Here is a 15,495-nt window from a genome sequence, read left to right on the forward strand (position 1 = left end):
GGGGAGCCCTCATGTCCAGCCAGGCCTCGATGCTCAAGCCCGTGTTGTGGGAGCGCCTGTTCGAACGCGAAAGCGCGCCCAACCTCAGCCTGCAAGGCTGCGTGCGCCAGATGCTGGTGTCCGCCATCCTCAGCGGCCACCTGCCGCCCGGCACGCCGGTGCCATCCAGCCGCCATCTCGCCGACCAGTTGCGGATCGCGCGCAACACCGTCGTCTTCGCCTACCAGCAGCTGGTCAGCGAAGGCTACCTCGTCTCGCGCGAGCGCAGCGGCCATTTCGTCAGCGAGACCGTCATGCAGGGGCATTCCGGCCCCGCCTCCGATCCCGCGCCGCCGGCCGGCGGCGCGCCCGCCGTGCGCTGGAACGAACGGCTGCGCTTCCGCCCCTCGCGCCAGCGCAACATCAGCAAGCCGCGCGACTGGCAGAAGCAGCCCTACCCTTTCGTCTACGCGCAATTCGACCAGGACCTGTTCCCCACCGCCGAATGGCGCGAATGCTGCATCAAGGCCCTGTCGGTCCTGGACATCCGCAGCTGGGCGCCCGACCTCATCACCCATGACGACCCGGCGCTGATCGAGCAGATCCGCACCCAGGTGCTGCCGCGCCGCGGCGTATGGGCCGACGCCGAGGAAATCGTCATCACCGTGGGCGCGCAGCACGCGCTCTACCTGCTGGCCGACCTGCTGGTCAACGAGGACACGGTGGTCGGCATGGAAGATCCCGGCTACCCCGACGCCCGCAACATCTTCGCCAGCCACACGCGCCACCTGCTGCCCATGCCGGTGGACGAACAGGGCCTGCGCACCGGCACGCACCTGCTGGGCTGCGACTACCTGTTCGTCACGCCCGGCCACCAGTGCCCCACCACGGTCACGCTCGCGCCCGAACGCCGGCAGGCCCTGCTGGCGCTGGCGCGCCAGGCCGACAGCCTGATCATCGAGGACGACTTCGAAAGCGAGACCCGCTGGGGCGAAGGCGCCATCCCGGCGCTCAAGAGCCTGGACCGCGACGGCCGCGTGATCTACGTGGGCAGCCTGGCCAAGTCCTTCGCGCCCGGCCTGCGCATCGGCTATATCGTGGCCCCGCGCGAACTCACGGCCGAACTGCGCGCGCTGCGCCGGCTGATGCTGCGCCACCCGTCGGCCTATATCCAGCGGGCGTTCTCGCTGTTCATCTCGCTGGGCCATCACCACGCGCTGCTGCGCCGGCAGTCCCAGGCCTACCAGAAGCGCGGCCAGGAGCTGGCGCGCGCGCTGGCGCAGCACCTGCCCGACTTCAAGGCCATCCCCATCACCGGATCGTCCTCGTGCTGGCTGCAAGGCCCGCCCTGGCTGGACGCCGCCGAGCTGTCCGAGGCGGCGCTGGCCGAAGGCGTGGTGGTCGAGCCGGGCGACGTGTTCTTCATGGACGGCGCCAGCGCGCCGCGCAACTTCCTGCGCGTGGGGTTCACGTCCATCCGCCCGGAACACATCGAGCCGGGCATCGCCAGGCTGGCCAGGGTGGTGGCCCGCTACCGCGCGCAGGCCGAAAGCCGGCAGCCGGCCGGCCCGGCCCTCAGCGCCCTAGAGCAGTTCGTCTCGTAAGTAGTACCACCGGTACAGCAGCCCCTGGCCCAGCCGCCGGAACGGCGCGAACGGATGTCCCGGCAAGGGAGTGTCGTAGATGGGCAGGTTCCAGGCCTGGTCGTCATGGCCCATCATGCGCTGCGCCAGCCGCCGGCCGGCCTGCGCCGAGAACGCCACGCCGTTGCCGCCATAGCCGAACGCGTAATACACCGGCTGGGCCGGATCGGGCTGCGTGACCCGCGGCATCATGTCGTGGCTGACGTCCACCCAGCCCCACCACGAATACGCCACCTCTATCCCTTTGAGCGCGGGAAACTTGCGCGCCAGCCCCTCGCGCAGCAAGGCCAGGTGGCGGGGATGCTGCGCATCCGCGCCGCGCAGCGCGCTGCGGCTGCCTATCTGCATGCGGCCGTCCGGCAGCAGGCGGTAATAGAAGCGCAGCGTGCGCGTGTCGGTGATGAACACCGTGCTCTTCAGGCCGGCGGCCTCGCGCTCGGCGGGCGACAACACGCGCGTGACAAGCGAGTTCGACAGCACCGGCATGATGCGGTTGTCCAGCAGCCGGTTGACGCCCTGCGCGGTATAGCCGCCGGTGGCGAACGCCACCCGCCGCGCGCGCACCACGCCGCCCGGCGTCTGCAGCCGCACCCGGCCGTTTTCCGCGCGCCAGCCCAGCACCGGGCTGCCCGGATGAACGCGCACGCCCAGCGCGCGCGCCTGCCGCAGATAGCCGTAGGCGAGCTTGAGCGGATGCACGCCCACGCCGTCGGGCTCGTGCATGGCGCCCACCGCCTCGTGGTCGTCGATGTAGCGCTCGCGCAGTTCCGCCTTGCCCAGCATCTTCGTGTCGTAGCCGAACACTTCGCGCATCACGCGCGCCTCGTTCTGCAGGAACGCCATTTTCTTCTGGCGGTGCGCGGTGTACAGGTGCCCGCCCGGCTGCGCGTCGCAATCGACCTGCGCGACCAGGCTCTTCCAGTACTCGAAGCCGTCGCGGATCTCGGCGTCCAGGCGCTTGGCGGTGTCCAGGCCCCAGCGCGCGATCCACTGCGAGCGGTACAGCCGGCCCGAGGCGTTCTGGCCCTGGCCGCCGTTGCGGCTGGTGCAGCCCCAGACCACGCGGTTGGCCTCCAGCACCACCGCCTTGACGCCGAAGTCGCGCGCCAGCGTCAGCGCCGCGGACAGGCCCGTGAAGCCCGAACCGACGATGACCACGTCGGCCTCCATGTCGCCGTCGACCGGGCCGTCGTCGGCGGGCGGCTCGCCCGCCGTCGCGACCCAGTAGGTGGGCGCGTAGTCCTGCCCGCGCCCCGGCGGCGAGACCAGCGGATCGTAGGCCGGGTTATAGGCGTTGATGGCCGCGCCGCCCGGGCGGGCCGGACCTGCGGATTCGAAGGACATTTGGGTATCCATGCTGCGGCTTCCGGTTGTTGGATGCATGGCTGACGGATGCGAGTCGACGGTCAGGAACGCGCCGGCAGGGCCGGCCGCTGCTTGCGGAACGCGTTCTTCACGCGGATCTTGCCGTCCTGGAAGGTGAAGACGTCGACCATGTCCGCCTCCACCCGCGACCCGTCGGCCGCGGTGCCGGTGAAGGTCGATTCGGACACGCCGCGATCCCCCGCGACCCAGTGCCTGCCGTTGCGCCATTGCGCGTCGGGAAAGGCGGCCCAGGCCGCGGCGAAGGCGGCGCGCACCGCCTCGCGCCCCGAATGCCGCGTGCCCCACTGCTCGGGCCCGCCCACGGTTTCGAACACGCAGTCCTCGCTCATGAAGGACATCAGGGCGTCGATATCGTGTCGGTTCCAGGCAGCCGCGAAGTCGGCCAGCATTTCCTCGGTGACGGTGTTGTGCATTGCGAACCTCCGGTATGCGCCGGCGCACGGCGCGCCAGTGCTCATGAGCCAAGGTAAGTGAGCGCCGGGACAGGGTCTAGAACCAGAAACGGGAAATCGCTTGCACCAGAATTCGCGCTACGCCACGGCCGCCGCCAGCCACGCCGCTAACGCGTCCCGGTCGAGCGCCCCGCGCAGCCCTATCATCACCAGCCCCTGCGGCGGCGCCTCTGTCGGCGGACTCGCCCGCGTGTCGTAGCGCACCCGGCGCCCCGCCAGCTGCACCAGCACCAGTCCGTGCCGGTCCGTGCGCACCCAGCCCTTGGCGCGCAGCAGCTGGCGCGGCGTCTGCCTGAGCCGTTCGGCCAGCCGGTCGGCGTTCAGCAAGGCCGGCGCGGGCCACAGCCAGCTTTCGAACGGATGCGCCGGGTCCTCGTGATGGTGCGCCGGATGGCTGCAGCCCGAGCCCGCGCAGGCATGGCCCTGCGCCGGCGCGGCGGCGCTATCGCCCAGCAGATAGCGCAGGTCCACGCGTCCTTCGCAGGCCTCGATGAGCGGGGCGCCGCCCGTCATGCGGTCCAGCCAGGCGCGCAGCGCCTCGCGTTCCTCGGGCGGCGCCAGGTCGGTCTTGTTCAGCACCAGCAGGTCGGCGGCGCGCAGCTGGCGTTCCAGCGTGTCTGCCAGCAGCGGATCGGCGGCCAGCGTCCGCACGTGGGCGGCGTCGGCCACCACCACCACGCTTTCGAGCTGCAGCATCGGATCGCTCATGCCGACCTGGGCGATGCGGGCCGGGTCGGACACGCCGCTGGCCTCGATCACGATCCATTCGGGCAAGGGGTCCAGCGCCAGCACGCGCGCCAGCGCGTCGTCCAGCCCGCCGGCCATCGAACAGCAGACGCAGCCGTTGGCCAGCCGGATGACCTCGTCGGCCCGCTGGGCGATCAGGCCCGCGTCGATGTCGACCGGGCCGAAGTCATTGACCAGCACCGCCGCGCGCCGGCGGCTGTCGGCCAGCACGTGGTTGAGCAGCGTGGTCTTGCCCGCGCCCAGGAAGCCGCCCACCACCGTGAGCGCGATGCGCGCGGCCATCAGCCTTCCTGCAAGGCCAGCGGCACCCCGCCAATGACGGTGCCGGCCACCTTCAGGTCCTTCAGGCCGTCGGCCGGCACGCTCAGCGGATCGTCCTCCAGCACGCAGAAATCGGCGTACTTGCCGACTTCGATCGAACCGACCAGATGATCCAGGTGCAGGGTGTAGGCCGCGCCCAGCGTCACCGCATGCAGCGCCGCGTCCACGCCGATGCGTTCCGATTCGCCCAGCACCCGGCCGGAGGCGGTCTGCCGGTTGACGGCGCACCACGCGGTGAACAGCGGCCCCAGCGGCGTGATCGGCGCGTCCGAGTGGATCGCGAACGGCACGCCGGCGCGCGCCGCGGTGGCGCAGGCGTCCATGCGGTTGGCGCGGTCCGGGCCCATGGTCAGCGCGTAGTGGGCGTCGCCCCAGTAGTAGATGTGATTGGCGAAGAGGTTGGCGCACATGCCCAGGCTGGCCATGCGCCGGAACTGCGCGGCGTCGGCCATCTGGCAATGCTGCAGCGTGTGGCGGTGGTCGCGCCGCGGATTGCGGCGCAGCGCCCGGTCCACCGCCTCGATGGCCAGCTGCGTGGCCTCGTCGCCGTTGGTATGGATGTGCAGCTGCGCGCCGGCGTCGTGATAGGTCTGCACCAGCGCGTCCAGTTCCGCCGGCGCGGTGACCCAGATGCCATTGGGCGCGCCGTTGTAATAGCCCGGCCAGCGCACCCGGGCGGTAAAGCCCTGGATCGAGCCGTCCACCACCAGCTTGACCATGCCGAAATGCAGCTTGTCGTGGTTCTGCGCGCGCGCCCGCTCCAGCCGGGCCAGGCAGCCCGCCGGATCGCCGGCGTAGGTCAGGGCCGAGGCCGCCGGCACGATGCGGACCGGATAGTCCGGCTCCGCGGTCACGCGCGCCAGCGCCGCGGCGCCCTCCTCGGTCAGCTCGTTGACGAGGTCGGTGGCGGTGGTCACGCCGGCCCATTTCGCCACCTGGCCGAACATGCGCAGCCCCTCTTCCGACACGCCCAGCGTGCGAAACGGGCTGCCGATCAGGCGCATCACCGGGAACATGGCGGCGAATTCGCACAGCTCGCCGCTGGGCTGGCCGTCGTCCATGCGGGTGATGCCTTCGATGTCGGTGTCGCGGTCGATGCCGGCGCGCGCCAGCATGGGCGTGTTGACGTTCATCAGGTGCATGCTGGCGTGCATGACCACGACCGGCCGTTGCGCCGAAACGGCGTCCAGGTCGCGCACGTCCATGCGCCGGCCTTCGAAGAAGATGGGATCGAAGCCCCAGCCGATCAGCGTGGCGTCCGGGGCCAGCGCGCGCTCGGCCTCGCGCAACCGCGCGGCGACCGCCTCGAAGCTCTTGAGCCCTTCCCACAGCCGGCCGTCGGGCCCGCGCCGGTCATAGAAGCCGACGTAGACGAACTTCCACATGCCGCCTTCGGGCAGGTGGCAATGGCCTTCCACCAGCCCCGGCATGAGCACCTGGCCGGCATAGCGCTCGTCCAGCCGGGCCGGCCCCCAGCCAGCCAGCGACTCCTTGGTGCCCACCCCGAGGATGCGGCCGTCGCGCACGGCGACGTGGGTGGCGCGCGGCTGCGCCGGGTTCATCGTCAGGATGCTGCGTGCGGCATAGATCGTGGTGTTCATCCGGCTCTCTCCTCTGGCTATCCGGGGTCAGCCCTGCAGCGGCGAAGTCAGCACGCCGTTGCGGGTTTCGACGAAATGGCAGGCCACGCGGTGGCCCGGCGCGACCTCGCGCAGCGCCGGCTCCTGCGCGGCGCACATGGGCTGGGCGGCCGGGCAGCGCCCGGCAAAGCGGCAGCCCGGCGGCGGGTCCACCGGGCTGGGCGGGTCGCCGGCCAGCCGCACGCGGCGCGCGGCCAGCTCGCGTCCGCCCTTGACGGTAGGCACCGCCGACATCAGGGCCACGCTATAGGGATGCAGCGGGCGCGAGAAGAATGCCTCGCGCGTGGTCTGTTCGATGATCTTGCCCAGGTACATGACCGCGATGTCGTCGCAGATGTGCTCGACCACCGCCATGTCGTGGGAAATGAACAGAAAGGACTGGCCCTGCTCGCGCTGGATGCGGCGCAGCAGGTTCAGGATCTGCGCGCGGATGGCGATGTCCAGCGCCGACACGGGTTCGTCGCAGACGATCAGGTCGGGCGCGCTGGCCAGCGCCCGCGCCACGTTCAGGCGCTGGCGCTGGCCGCCCGAGAACTGGTGCGGAAACAGCTGGCGCTGCTCGGGCCGCAGGCCGACCAGCTCGAACATGCGGGCCACGCGCGCCTCGCGCCCGCCGGGCGGATCGATGCCCATCAGGTCCAGCGGCGAACGCACGATGTCGCCCGCGCGCTGGCGCGGATTGAGCGAGGAATACGGGTCCTGGAACACCAGCTGCAGGCGCCGCCGCATGCGCCGCAGGGCCTGGCCGCGCAAGGCCGTCAGGTCGGCGCCGTCGAAGTGGATGGAACCGGCGGTCGGGTCGGCCAGCCGCAGCACCGACAGCGCCGTGGTGGTCTTGCCCGAGCCCGACTCGCCCACGATCGCCAGCGTGCGGCCGCGCGCCAGGTCGAACGACACGCCGTCCACGGCCTTGACCACCGCGGGCCTGCCGTCGCGGCCGCGCCCGCCGATGGGAAAATGCACCGCCAGGTCGCGCACGGACAGCAAGGCGGGAGCGTGCGGCGTCGTCATGGCGCTGCCTCCGGATAGAGCCAACAGGCCACCTCGTGGGCGGCGCCCACCTGGGTGAGCGGCGGAAAGGCCTCGGCGCAGCGCGCCATCGCCTGGCTGCAGCGGTCGCGAAACGGACAGCCCGCGCCGCGCTCCCAGACCGAGGGCACCACGCCGGGGATCTCCGGCAGGTCGGGCCGGATGTCGGTAGGCTGGCGGTCCAGTTCGGGCAGGCAGGCGATCAGCCCGCGGGTGTAGGGATGGCGCGGCTCGGCCAGGATTTCGCGCACGCCGCCCTGCTCCACCACGCGCCCGCCGTACATCACGACCACGCGGTCGGCCATTTCCGAGACCGCGCCCATGTCGTGCGTGATCAGCAGCACGGCGGTGCCGCGGCGCGCCTGCTGCTCGCGCAGCAGGTCGAAGATCTGGGCCTGCACCGTCACGTCCAGCGCAGTGGTGGGCTCGTCGGCGATCAGCACGTCCGGGTCGCAGGCCAGCGCGATGGCGATCATGACGCGCTGGCGCATGCCGCCGGACATCTGGTGGGGATAGTCGTCCACGCGCCGCTCGGGCAGCGGAATGCCGACGGACTTCAGCATCTCGATGGCGCGCTCGCGCGCCTGGGCCTTGCTCAGGCCCTGGTGCAGGCGCAGCGGCTCGGCGATCTGGTCGCCCACGGTGTAGACCGGGTTGAGCGCCGTCATGGGTTCCTGGAAGATCATCGAGATCTTGTTGCCGCGCACCTCGCGCATGGCCGCTTCGTCGTGCGCGGCCAGGTCGGCGCCGCGCAGGCGCACGCTGCCCGCGCCGATCCGGCCCAGCGGCGGGATCAGCCGCATGATGGCCAGCGCCGTCATGCTCTTGCCGCAGCCCGACTCGCCCACCAGGCACAGCGTTTCGCCGGCGCGCATGTCGAAGCTCACCGCGCTCAGCACCTCGGCCACGCGCGAGCGCGTGCGGAATTCCAGGCTCAGGCCGTCGACTTCGAGCACCGGGGTCTGATCGGCGGCCGTCATGCGCGCCCCCGCGAGTTGGGGTTGAGCGCGTCGTTCAGCCCGTCGCCGATCAGGCTCACGGCCAGCACCGTCAGGAAAATGGCGGCGCCCGGCAGCGTCACGGCCCACCACGCGGTCAGGATGTAGGGCCGGTTGCTACCTATCATGAGGCCCCAGCTCATCACGTTCGGATCGCCCAGGCCCAGGAAAGACAGCCCGGCCTCGAACAGGATCGCCGTGCCGATGGCCAGCGTGGCCGACACGATCAGCGGCGCCAGCGCGTTGGGCAGGATCACCTTCCAGATGATGCGCGCGTCCGACGCGCCGATGACCCTCTCGGCCAGCACGTACTCGCGGCGCTTGAGCCGCAGGAACTCGCCGCGCGCCAGCCGCGCCGTGCCGGTCCAGCTGACCACGCCGATGGCCACCGCGATGGTGGCCAGCGATGGCGAGAACAGCGTCACCAGCACCATCGCGAACAGCAAGGTGGGCAGCACCTGGAAGAACTCGGTGATGCGCATCAGGATCTCGTCGATCCAGCCGCCGTAATAGCCGGCAAGCGCGCCCACCGTCAGGCCGATCGCCATGGACAGCACGGCGGCCACCAGGCCCACCAGCAAGGTGGCGCGCCCGCCGTAGACCATGCCGGTCAGCACGTCGCGTCCCAGGTAGTCGGTGCCCAAGAGCGCGTCCTCGCCCGGCGGGGTCATGGGCGCCCAGGCGATCTCGAAAGGATCGGCCTGCATGACCATCGGCCCGAAGATCGTCACGCCCAGGATGGCGGCCAGCAGCAGCGCGCCGGCCACCGCCGAGGGATTGCGCGCGAACACGCGCAGCGCTTCGTAGGAAGGCCGGGCCGGCGGGCGGGCCGCCGCCGTGTCGGCGGGCGCGATAACAGGCATGGCGGAGGGAGCTTGGCTCATGTCGTCTTGATCCGGGGATCGATCAGGCGGTAGGCCAGATCGGTAAGCTGGTTCATCACCACCACCAGGAGCGATGCGAACAGCAGAATGCCCAGCAGCGTGGGATAGTCGCGCCTGAGCACGGAATCGAATGCCAGCCGCCCCAGCCCGGGCCAGTTGAAGACCGTCTCGACCAGGATGGCGCCAGCCAGCACGTTGCCGAACTGCAGGCCCAGCATGGTCACCACCGGCAGCACGCCGTTGCGCAGCGCGTGCTTGTACAGCACCGAGCGCTCGGGCAGGCCCTTGGCGCGCGCGGTGCGGATGTAGTCGGCCGCCAGCGCCTCCATGACGCTGGCGCGCGCCAGCCGGCTGTACTGCGCCAGGTACACGAAGGCCAGCGTGAAGGCCGGCAGCACCAGGTGGTGCAGCACGTCCAGCCCGCCCGCCCAGCCCTCCTGCGGGCCGCCCGCCGAGCGCATGTCCGACACCGGAAACAGCGGCAGCACCGAGGCGAACAACAGGATCAGGATGATGCCGGTCCAGAACACCGGCGCCGAATAGCCCACCACCGACAGCAGCGTGATGCCCTGCGACAGCGGCCCGTTGGGCTTGCGCGCGGCCAGCGTGCCCAGCAGCGTGCCGACCAGAAAGGCGCTGAGCACCGAGGTCACCACCAGCAGCAGCGTGGCCGGCACCCGCTCCCAGATCAGCTGCGCCACCGGCACGTTGAAGAAGTACGAATAGCCGAGGTCGCCGCGCAGCACCTGCGACAGGTAGATGCCCAGCTGCGCCAGGAACGGCTTGTCCAGCCCGTACTGGGCGCGCAGCTGCGCGCTCAGTTCGGCGCTGATGCCGCCCATCGAGCCGGCGATGGTCTCGACCGGATCGCCCGGCGCGATGTGGATGAGCAGGAAATTCAGCGTCACCACCGCCAGCAGCAGCACCAGGGCATAGGCGAGACGGCGCACGAGATAGCGCATCATGGCTGCGCTCCTACTGCAGATAGGTGTCGTCCATGGGGGACATGACGCCCCAGATTCCGTTGGGCAAGGCGTGCACCTTCTTGGAAGCCAGGGTGTGGTACGGGACGACCGTCAGGAACTCGATGGGCAGGTCCTCGGTGACGATGCGCTGGAATTCGGCGTACAGCGCGCGGCGCTTGTCCACGTCGGTCTCGGTGCCGGCCTGCTCCAGCAGGGCGTCGACCTTGGGATTGGCGTAGGACTGCGTATTGGTCCAGATGATGTCGCGGATATTGGTGGACAGGTAGGTCCGGTGCACGCCGATCACCGGGTCGCCCCAGTTGAAGACAATGTCGTTGGTGAGGTCGAAATCGTGGCTGGACACGCGCTTGGCCCAGGTCGCGAAGTCGGGCGAGGCGCGCACCTGGATGGCGATGCCCACTTTCTTGAGCTGGCTGCGCAGGTACTCCGCCACGTTCTTGCCCTGCACGTCCGAGCCCGGTATGGAGTCCACCGTGAGCGTCAGGCGCACCCCGTTGGCGTCCTTCTTGAGGCCGGCCGCCTCCAGCAGTTCTTCGGACTTCTTCAGGTCCAGCGGATACTTCTTGACGTCCGGGGACGCAAACGGGCTGGTGGCGACGATGGGGCCGTCGGCGGCCTTGGCGAACCCGCCATTGAGCGCCTTGGTGATGAAGCGCTTGTCGATCGCGTAGGCGATGGCCTGGCGCACGCGCACGTCGTCCAGCGGCTTGCGCGCCGTGTTGAAGGCCAGCCAGCTGAGCGCGCCTATGCCTTCATAGCCCTGGTTGGTCATGGTGAGCGCCGCGTTGTCCTTGGCGCGCCGCAGAATGGTCGGCTCGGTCATGTAGGGCAAGACGTTGATGTCGCCGCGCTCCAGCCCGATCAGCAGATTGGTGGCGTCCGGGTTGAACTTCATGACGATGCGGTCCAGGTAGGGCTTGCCCGGCAGGAAGAACTTGTCGAACTTCTCCAGCACGATTTCCTGGCCCGGCTTGAATTCCTTGAATACAAACGGCCCCGAGCCGACCACATTGGCCGAATTGCGCGGATGCGTCTTGAGGTCCTGGCCGTCGCCGTAGATGTGCTTGGGCAGCACCGGCATCAGGGCCGGCGACAGCGCCAGCAGGATCGCCGGGTGCGGCTTGCTCATGCGCAGCACCACGGTATAGGGGTCGGGCGTGTCGACGGCCTCGACCGGCGCGAACATGGTCTGGAACGGGTGGTTCTTCTTGACCGCCATGATGGAGAACGCCACGTCTTCCGAGGTGACCGGCTTGCCATCATGGAACAGCGCGTCCTTGCGCAGGTGCATCGTCAGCGACTTGCCGTCCTCGGCCAGCTCCCAGGTTTGCGCCAGATAGGGTTGCGGCTTCCAGTCGGCGTCGTAGCGCAGCAGGCTGGCGAACAGCTGGGTGCTGGGCAGCGCGGTCGCGGTGCCGGACTGCACCGCGCCGTTCAGGTGCCGCGGCACCTGCGTCGAGCCGATGACCAGCGTGCCTCCGGATTTGGGCGCATCGGCCGCCGCGGCGGTTCCGGCCAGCGCCAGCGCGGCCAGTATGGTGGTCAGGTAGTGTCTTGCGCTGCGCATGTCGAACCCCTTTATGTTCCGGCTTATGAACCATGCATCGGATGATGGTCTTGGGGGGTAGCGTAGCCAGCATGCGGGTCCGGGCTTAGTACCAAACCGCCGGACTTGTTGGAACCAGCGCGCCCCGCCCCGGTGCTCACGAGGCGGCCAGCGCGCGCGCGTACAGCACGGCCACCGCGCAGCTGTTGACGCGGGCCGGCATGGAGTCGGAACGGCTGGTCAGCAGCACCGGCACGCGCGTGCCCAGCACCAGCCCCGCGGTGCCTGCCCCGGCCAGCCAGGTGAGTTCCTTGTAAAGCATGTTGCCGGCCTCGATGTCCGGCACCAGCAGGATGTCGGCGTCCCCGGCCACGGCCGACACGATGCCTTTCTGTTCGGCTGCGGCGCGCGAGATCGCGTTGTCGAAGGCCAGCGGGCCGTCGACCTCGGCGCCGCGGATCTGCTGGCGGTCGGCCATTTTCGACAGGGCCGCCGCGTCCAGCGTGGCGGGCATGGACGGGTTGACCGATTCGGTGGCGCACAGCACCGCCAGCTTGGGACGCGCCACGCCCAGCGCGCGCGCCAGGTCGATGGCGTTCTGGGCGATATCGGCCTTTTCCTGCAGCGTGGGCGCGATGTTGACCGCCGCATCGGTCAGGATGAACAGCTTGGGATAGGCCGCCACCGCCATCACGAAGGCGTGGCTGATGCGCCGGGCGCCACGCAGCCCGGCCTCGCGCGCCACCACGGCCGACATGAAATGATCCGTGTGCAGGCTGCCCTTCATCAGCATGCGCACGGCCCCGTCGCGCGCCAGGGCGGCGGCCGCGCCGGCCGCCAGCCTTTCGTCGTCCGGCGTGTCCACCACCTCCAGCGCGTCCTCGGCCAGCCCGGTCTCGGCCATCAGCGCGCGCAGCCGCGCCGCCGGACCCACCAGCACCGGTTCGATGAAGCCGGCCTCGCGCGCCTGCACCGCGGCGCCCAGGCTGGTGGGGCACAGCGGATAGGCCACCGCCGTGCGCAGGCGTCCGGCCTCGAGCGCGGCGCGGCGCAGCGGCTCGAACATTCGATCGCTTTCCATTCTGTGTGCTCCTGCCAGCGGGCCGGGCGCGGCGGGCGCCGCGCCCCACGGGTCGCGTCAGCTGCCGACCGGATCGATGGGCAGCGCCACCTCGCCAGGGCGGAACGGCTGGTTCACGTAGCGCTTGTATTTGTCGAGCAGGCGCACGGGTTGCTTGAGCGCGTCGCGCCGGAACGGGTCGCCCAGCTCCTGGCTGACCATCATCTCCAGCACCGTGGTCTTGCCCTCGGACTGCGCGCGGCACGCCGCGGCGAGCGCCGCGCCGACCTGGTCCTCGTGCTCGACCCGTATGCCCTCGGCGCCCATGGCCCGCGCCAGCTCGGCGAAGTTGGGATTCTTCAGGTTGCTGCCGACGAAGCGGCGCCCGTAGAAATCCACCTGGTTCTTCTTCTCCGCGCCCCACTGGCCGTTGTGGAACACCACGGCCGTCACCGGGATCTGCTCGCGCACGCAGGTCAGCAGTTCCTGGAAGCTCATGCACCAGGCGCCGTCGCCCACGTAGGCCACGGCCGGACGGTCGGGCCGGCCCAGCTTGGCGCCGATCAGCGCCGGCAAGGCGTAGCCACAATTGCCGAAGCTCATCGCGGCCAGCATGGAGTTGGGCTCGTCGAAGCGCAGGTAGCTGTTGGACACGGAGCAGATATTGCCGATGTCGGTGGACACCATCACGTGCTTGGGCATGGCGCGCTCCAGTTCGCGCAGCATGCGGCGCGGGTGCATGCGCCCGCCCCCGCGCTCGATCACGTCCAGGCTCCAGTCGTCGCGCTCGTGCGCCCAGCTGTCGAGTTCCTTTTCCCATTCGGCCTTCTGCGCCGCGATCTGCCTGGCGCGCTCGGCCTTGGTGCGTGCGCTGGCGACTTCCCGTTGCTGCAGCCTTGCCGTGAGCGCGGCGGCGGCCGGCTTGGCGTCGCCGCAGATGCCGACCGAGACCGGCCGCACCAGGCCCAGCATGCGGTGGTCGGCGTCGACCTGGATGATGCGCGCGTTCTGCGGCCAGTAGTCCAGCCCGTGCTGCGGCAAGGTGCCGAACGGGCCCAGGCGCGTGCCCAGCGCCAGCACCACGTCGGCCTGCGACAACAGCAGCATGGCGGCCTTGGCGCCCTGGTAGCCCAGCGGCCCGCACCACAGCGGATGGCTGGCCGGGAAGGCGTCGTTGTGCAGGTAGCTGGTGACGACCGGCGCGCCCAGCAGTTCGGCCAGCGCCACGCATTCGGCCTGGCCGTCCGAGAACAGCACGCCGCCGCCGGCCACGATGACCGGAAACTTGGCCTGCGCCAGCATCGCGGCCGCCGCTTCCAGGTCCTCGTCGGAACCGGGGCCGCGGCGCACGCGGCGCGGCTCGGGGATGGCCACGTCGATCTCGCCGTAGAAGTAGTCGCGCGGGATGTTCAGCTGGCTCGGACCGCGCTCGGCCATGGCGTTGTCGAACGCCTTGGCGGTGAATTCGGCCATGCGGTCGGGCCGGTTGACGTGCGCCTGGTACTTGGTGATGCGCGAGAAGATCGGCAGCTGCTCGGTTTCCTGGAAGCCGCCCAGGCCCATGCCCGAGGTGCCGGTCTCGGGGGTGATCGCCACCACCGGGCTGTGCGCCCAGTAGGCGGCGGCCACGCCGGTCACGAAGTTGGTGATGCCGGGGCCGTTCTGCGCGATGCACACGCCGTGGCGGCCGGTCACGCGCGAATAGCCGTCGGCCATGTGCGCGGCGCCCTGCTCGTGCACGGTGGGCACGAAGCGGATGCCCGCCGCCGGGAACAGGTCCAGCGCGTCCATGAAGGCCGAGCCGACGATGCCGAATACATCCTTTACGCCCTGGGCGACCAGCGTCTCGACGAAGGCTTCGCTGGGCGTCATGTGTTGCTTGCTGCTCATGGTGTCTCTCCTGGCAGGCCGGCGCGGGTCGGGTTGCATCTAGGCCGGCGTGCCTTGATACTGCAGCAGAACGTCCGCCTATCCCAGCCCGCCGCGTTTCATTTTCTGCAAAATCCGTGCGAGCATAGGCATCACCGCGCCGAATCTTCAATTATTGAAAGATGAAAGACGAATCCTCCGCCGCGCTGCGCGCGCTGGCCTTGCTGGAACAGGTTGCGCGCGCCGCACATCCGGTGTCGCTGGCCGCGCTCACCGAGGCCACCGGCCTGCCCAAGCCTTCGGTGCTGCGCATCCTCTCGCGGCTGGTCGACGCCGGCATGCTGCTGCGCGAGCCGGCCGCCAAGAGCTACGTCAGCGGGCCGCGGCTCAGCGCGCTGGCGCGCGACACGCTGATCAATTCGCCGCTGCGCGGCGAACGCCACCGCATCCTCGACAGCCTGGTCGACGAAATCGGCGAGACCTGCAACTGCACCATGCTCGACGGCGACGAAGTCATCTACCTGGACCGCGTCGAGACCGCGTGGCCGCTGCGCGTCAACCTGCAGCCGGGCTCGCGCGTGCCGCTGCACTGCTCGGCCAGCGGCAAGCTGTTCCTGGCCCATATGCGGCGCGAGGCGCGCCAGCGCCTGCTGGCCGCCGCGCCGCTGCCGCGCTACACGCCCAACACCTTGTGCGACGTGGCGGCGCTGGAGCGCGAACTGCGCGCCATCAAGGCCGAGGGCGCCAGTTTCGACCGCGAGGAATACCTGCTCGGCATCGTCTGCATGGCGGTGCCCATCCTGCACGGCAAGCGCGCCATCGCCGCCGTGGCGCTGCATGCGCCGGTGGCGCGGCTGTCCATCGACGGCGCGCGCGCGTGGCTGCCGCGCATGCAGGAGGCCGCCCGCGCGCTGGCCGGCACCTACGAAGCGCGGGCCTAGCGGTACACTCTCGG

General features: G+C 70.2%; 13 protein-coding genes. 2 read left to right on the forward strand and 11 right to left on the reverse strand.

Annotated features, from left to right (window positions below; translation table 11 throughout):
- Nucleotides 1–11: 11 nt before the first annotated feature.
- A complete protein-coding gene (gene pdxR / locus AC1M14_RS14460; protein ID WP_102771011.1) occupies nucleotides 12–1,583 on the forward strand; it encodes a MocR-like pyridoxine biosynthesis transcription factor PdxR in 1,572 nt (523 codons plus the stop codon).
- On the opposite strand, the gene AC1M14_RS14465 is transcribed toward pdxR, so the two are convergent.
- The 11 genes from AC1M14_RS14465 to xsc form a co-directional block, all read right to left on the reverse strand.
- A complete protein-coding gene (locus tag AC1M14_RS14465; RefSeq protein ID WP_102771010.1) occupies nucleotides 1,563–2,978 on the reverse strand; it encodes an NAD(P)/FAD-dependent oxidoreductase in 1,416 nt (471 codons plus the stop codon). The genes pdxR and AC1M14_RS14465 overlap by 21 nt on opposite strands.
- A gap of 50 nt (nucleotides 2,979–3,028) precedes the next feature.
- On the reverse strand, nucleotides 3,029–3,421 hold the full coding sequence (locus tag AC1M14_RS14470; protein WP_102771009.1) for a nuclear transport factor 2 family protein: 393 nt from the start codon (nucleotides 3,419–3,421) through the stop codon (nucleotides 3,029–3,031).
- 117 nt (nucleotides 3,422–3,538) lie between these two features.
- Complete coding sequence (locus AC1M14_RS14475) at nucleotides 3,539–4,489, reverse strand: CobW family GTP-binding protein (protein ID WP_479729881.1); 951 nt, start codon at nucleotides 4,487–4,489, stop codon at nucleotides 3,539–3,541.
- Nucleotides 4,489–6,129 (reverse strand): amidohydrolase, encoded by a 1,641-nt coding sequence (locus tag AC1M14_RS14480; RefSeq protein WP_102771007.1) that lies wholly within the window; start codon nucleotides 6,127–6,129, stop codon nucleotides 4,489–4,491. Before AC1M14_RS14480 ends, AC1M14_RS14475 begins: the two co-directional genes overlap by 1 nt.
- A gap of 27 nt (nucleotides 6,130–6,156) precedes the next feature.
- Complete coding sequence (locus AC1M14_RS14485; RefSeq protein ID WP_111825246.1) at nucleotides 6,157–7,179, reverse strand: ABC transporter ATP-binding protein; 1,023 nt, start codon at nucleotides 7,177–7,179, stop codon at nucleotides 6,157–6,159.
- The gene (locus AC1M14_RS14490; RefSeq protein ID WP_111825247.1) at nucleotides 7,176–8,177 is read right to left on the reverse strand and encodes an ABC transporter ATP-binding protein; all 1,002 of its coding nucleotides are present in this window, start codon (nucleotides 8,175–8,177) and stop codon (nucleotides 7,176–7,178) included. Before AC1M14_RS14490 ends, AC1M14_RS14485 begins: the two co-directional genes overlap by 4 nt.
- Entirely contained in the window at nucleotides 8,174–9,079 is a 906-nt protein-coding gene (locus AC1M14_RS14495; protein ID WP_102771004.1) for an ABC transporter permease, read from the reverse strand. The genes AC1M14_RS14490 and AC1M14_RS14495 overlap by 4 nt, the downstream gene beginning before the upstream one ends.
- Nucleotides 9,076–10,044, reverse strand: coding sequence for an ABC transporter permease (locus AC1M14_RS14500; RefSeq protein WP_479729882.1), 969 nt, complete (start codon nucleotides 10,042–10,044; stop codon nucleotides 9,076–9,078). The genes AC1M14_RS14495 and AC1M14_RS14500 overlap by 4 nt, the downstream gene beginning before the upstream one ends.
- A gap of 10 nt (nucleotides 10,045–10,054) precedes the next feature.
- The gene (locus AC1M14_RS14505) at nucleotides 10,055–11,632 is read right to left on the reverse strand and encodes an ABC transporter substrate-binding protein (protein ID WP_102771002.1); all 1,578 of its coding nucleotides are present in this window, start codon (nucleotides 11,630–11,632) and stop codon (nucleotides 10,055–10,057) included.
- 136 nt (nucleotides 11,633–11,768) lie between these two features.
- Complete coding sequence (locus tag AC1M14_RS14510; protein ID WP_111825248.1) at nucleotides 11,769–12,692, reverse strand: bifunctional enoyl-CoA hydratase/phosphate acetyltransferase; 924 nt, start codon at nucleotides 12,690–12,692, stop codon at nucleotides 11,769–11,771.
- A 57-nt stretch (nucleotides 12,693–12,749) separates the two neighbouring features.
- The gene (xsc, locus tag AC1M14_RS14515) at nucleotides 12,750–14,561 is read right to left on the reverse strand and encodes a sulfoacetaldehyde acetyltransferase (RefSeq protein WP_111825249.1); all 1,812 of its coding nucleotides are present in this window, start codon (nucleotides 14,559–14,561) and stop codon (nucleotides 12,750–12,752) included.
- A 161-nt stretch (nucleotides 14,562–14,722) separates the two neighbouring features.
- On the opposite strand from xsc, the gene AC1M14_RS14520 reads away from it, so the two are divergent.
- Complete coding sequence (locus AC1M14_RS14520) at nucleotides 14,723–15,481, forward strand: IclR family transcriptional regulator (protein WP_479729883.1); 759 nt, start codon at nucleotides 14,723–14,725, stop codon at nucleotides 15,479–15,481.
- The last annotated feature ends 14 nt before the right edge of the window (nucleotides 15,482–15,495 follow it).

It is taken from the genome of Achromobacter sp. SX5, assembly GCF_056711425.1.

What these genes read in the sequence shown, in the direction of transcription:
- AC1M14_RS14465 (WP_102771010.1), bottom strand. Translation starts at nt 2,978, where the DNA reads ATGGATACCCAAATGTCCTTCGAATCCGCAGGTCCGGCCCGCCCGGGC.
- AC1M14_RS14520 (WP_479729883.1), top strand. Translation starts at nt 14,723, where the DNA reads ATGAAAGACGAATCCTCCGCCGCGCTGCGCGCGCTGGCCTTGCTGGAA.
- AC1M14_RS14495 (WP_102771004.1), bottom strand. Translation starts at nt 9,079, where the DNA reads ATGAGCCAAGCTCCCTCCGCCATGCCTGTTATCGCGCCCGCCGACACG.
- AC1M14_RS14510 (WP_111825248.1), bottom strand. Translation starts at nt 12,692, where the DNA reads ATGGAAAGCGATCGAATGTTCGAGCCGCTGCGCCGCGCCGCGCTCGAG.
- AC1M14_RS14480 (WP_102771007.1), bottom strand. Translation starts at nt 6,129, where the DNA reads ATGAACACCACGATCTATGCCGCACGCAGCATCCTGACGATGAACCCG.
- AC1M14_RS14500 (WP_479729882.1), bottom strand. Translation starts at nt 10,044, where the DNA reads ATGATGCGCTATCTCGTGCGCCGTCTCGCCTATGCCCTGGTGCTGCTG.
- AC1M14_RS14470 (WP_102771009.1), bottom strand. Translation starts at nt 3,421, where the DNA reads ATGCACAACACCGTCACCGAGGAAATGCTGGCCGACTTCGCGGCTGCC.
- AC1M14_RS14475 (WP_479729881.1), bottom strand. Translation starts at nt 4,489, where the DNA reads ATGGCCGCGCGCATCGCGCTCACGGTGGTGGGCGGCTTCCTGGGCGCG.
- AC1M14_RS14490 (WP_111825247.1), bottom strand. Translation starts at nt 8,177, where the DNA reads ATGACGGCCGCCGATCAGACCCCGGTGCTCGAAGTCGACGGCCTGAGC.
- AC1M14_RS14485 (WP_111825246.1), bottom strand. Translation starts at nt 7,179, where the DNA reads ATGACGACGCCGCACGCTCCCGCCTTGCTGTCCGTGCGCGACCTGGCG.
- pdxR (WP_102771011.1), top strand. Translation starts at nt 12, where the DNA reads ATGTCCAGCCAGGCCTCGATGCTCAAGCCCGTGTTGTGGGAGCGCCTG.
- xsc (WP_111825249.1), bottom strand. Translation starts at nt 14,561, where the DNA reads ATGAGCAGCAAGCAACACATGACGCCCAGCGAAGCCTTCGTCGAGACG.
- AC1M14_RS14505 (WP_102771002.1), bottom strand. Translation starts at nt 11,632, where the DNA reads ATGCGCAGCGCAAGACACTACCTGACCACCATACTGGCCGCGCTGGCG.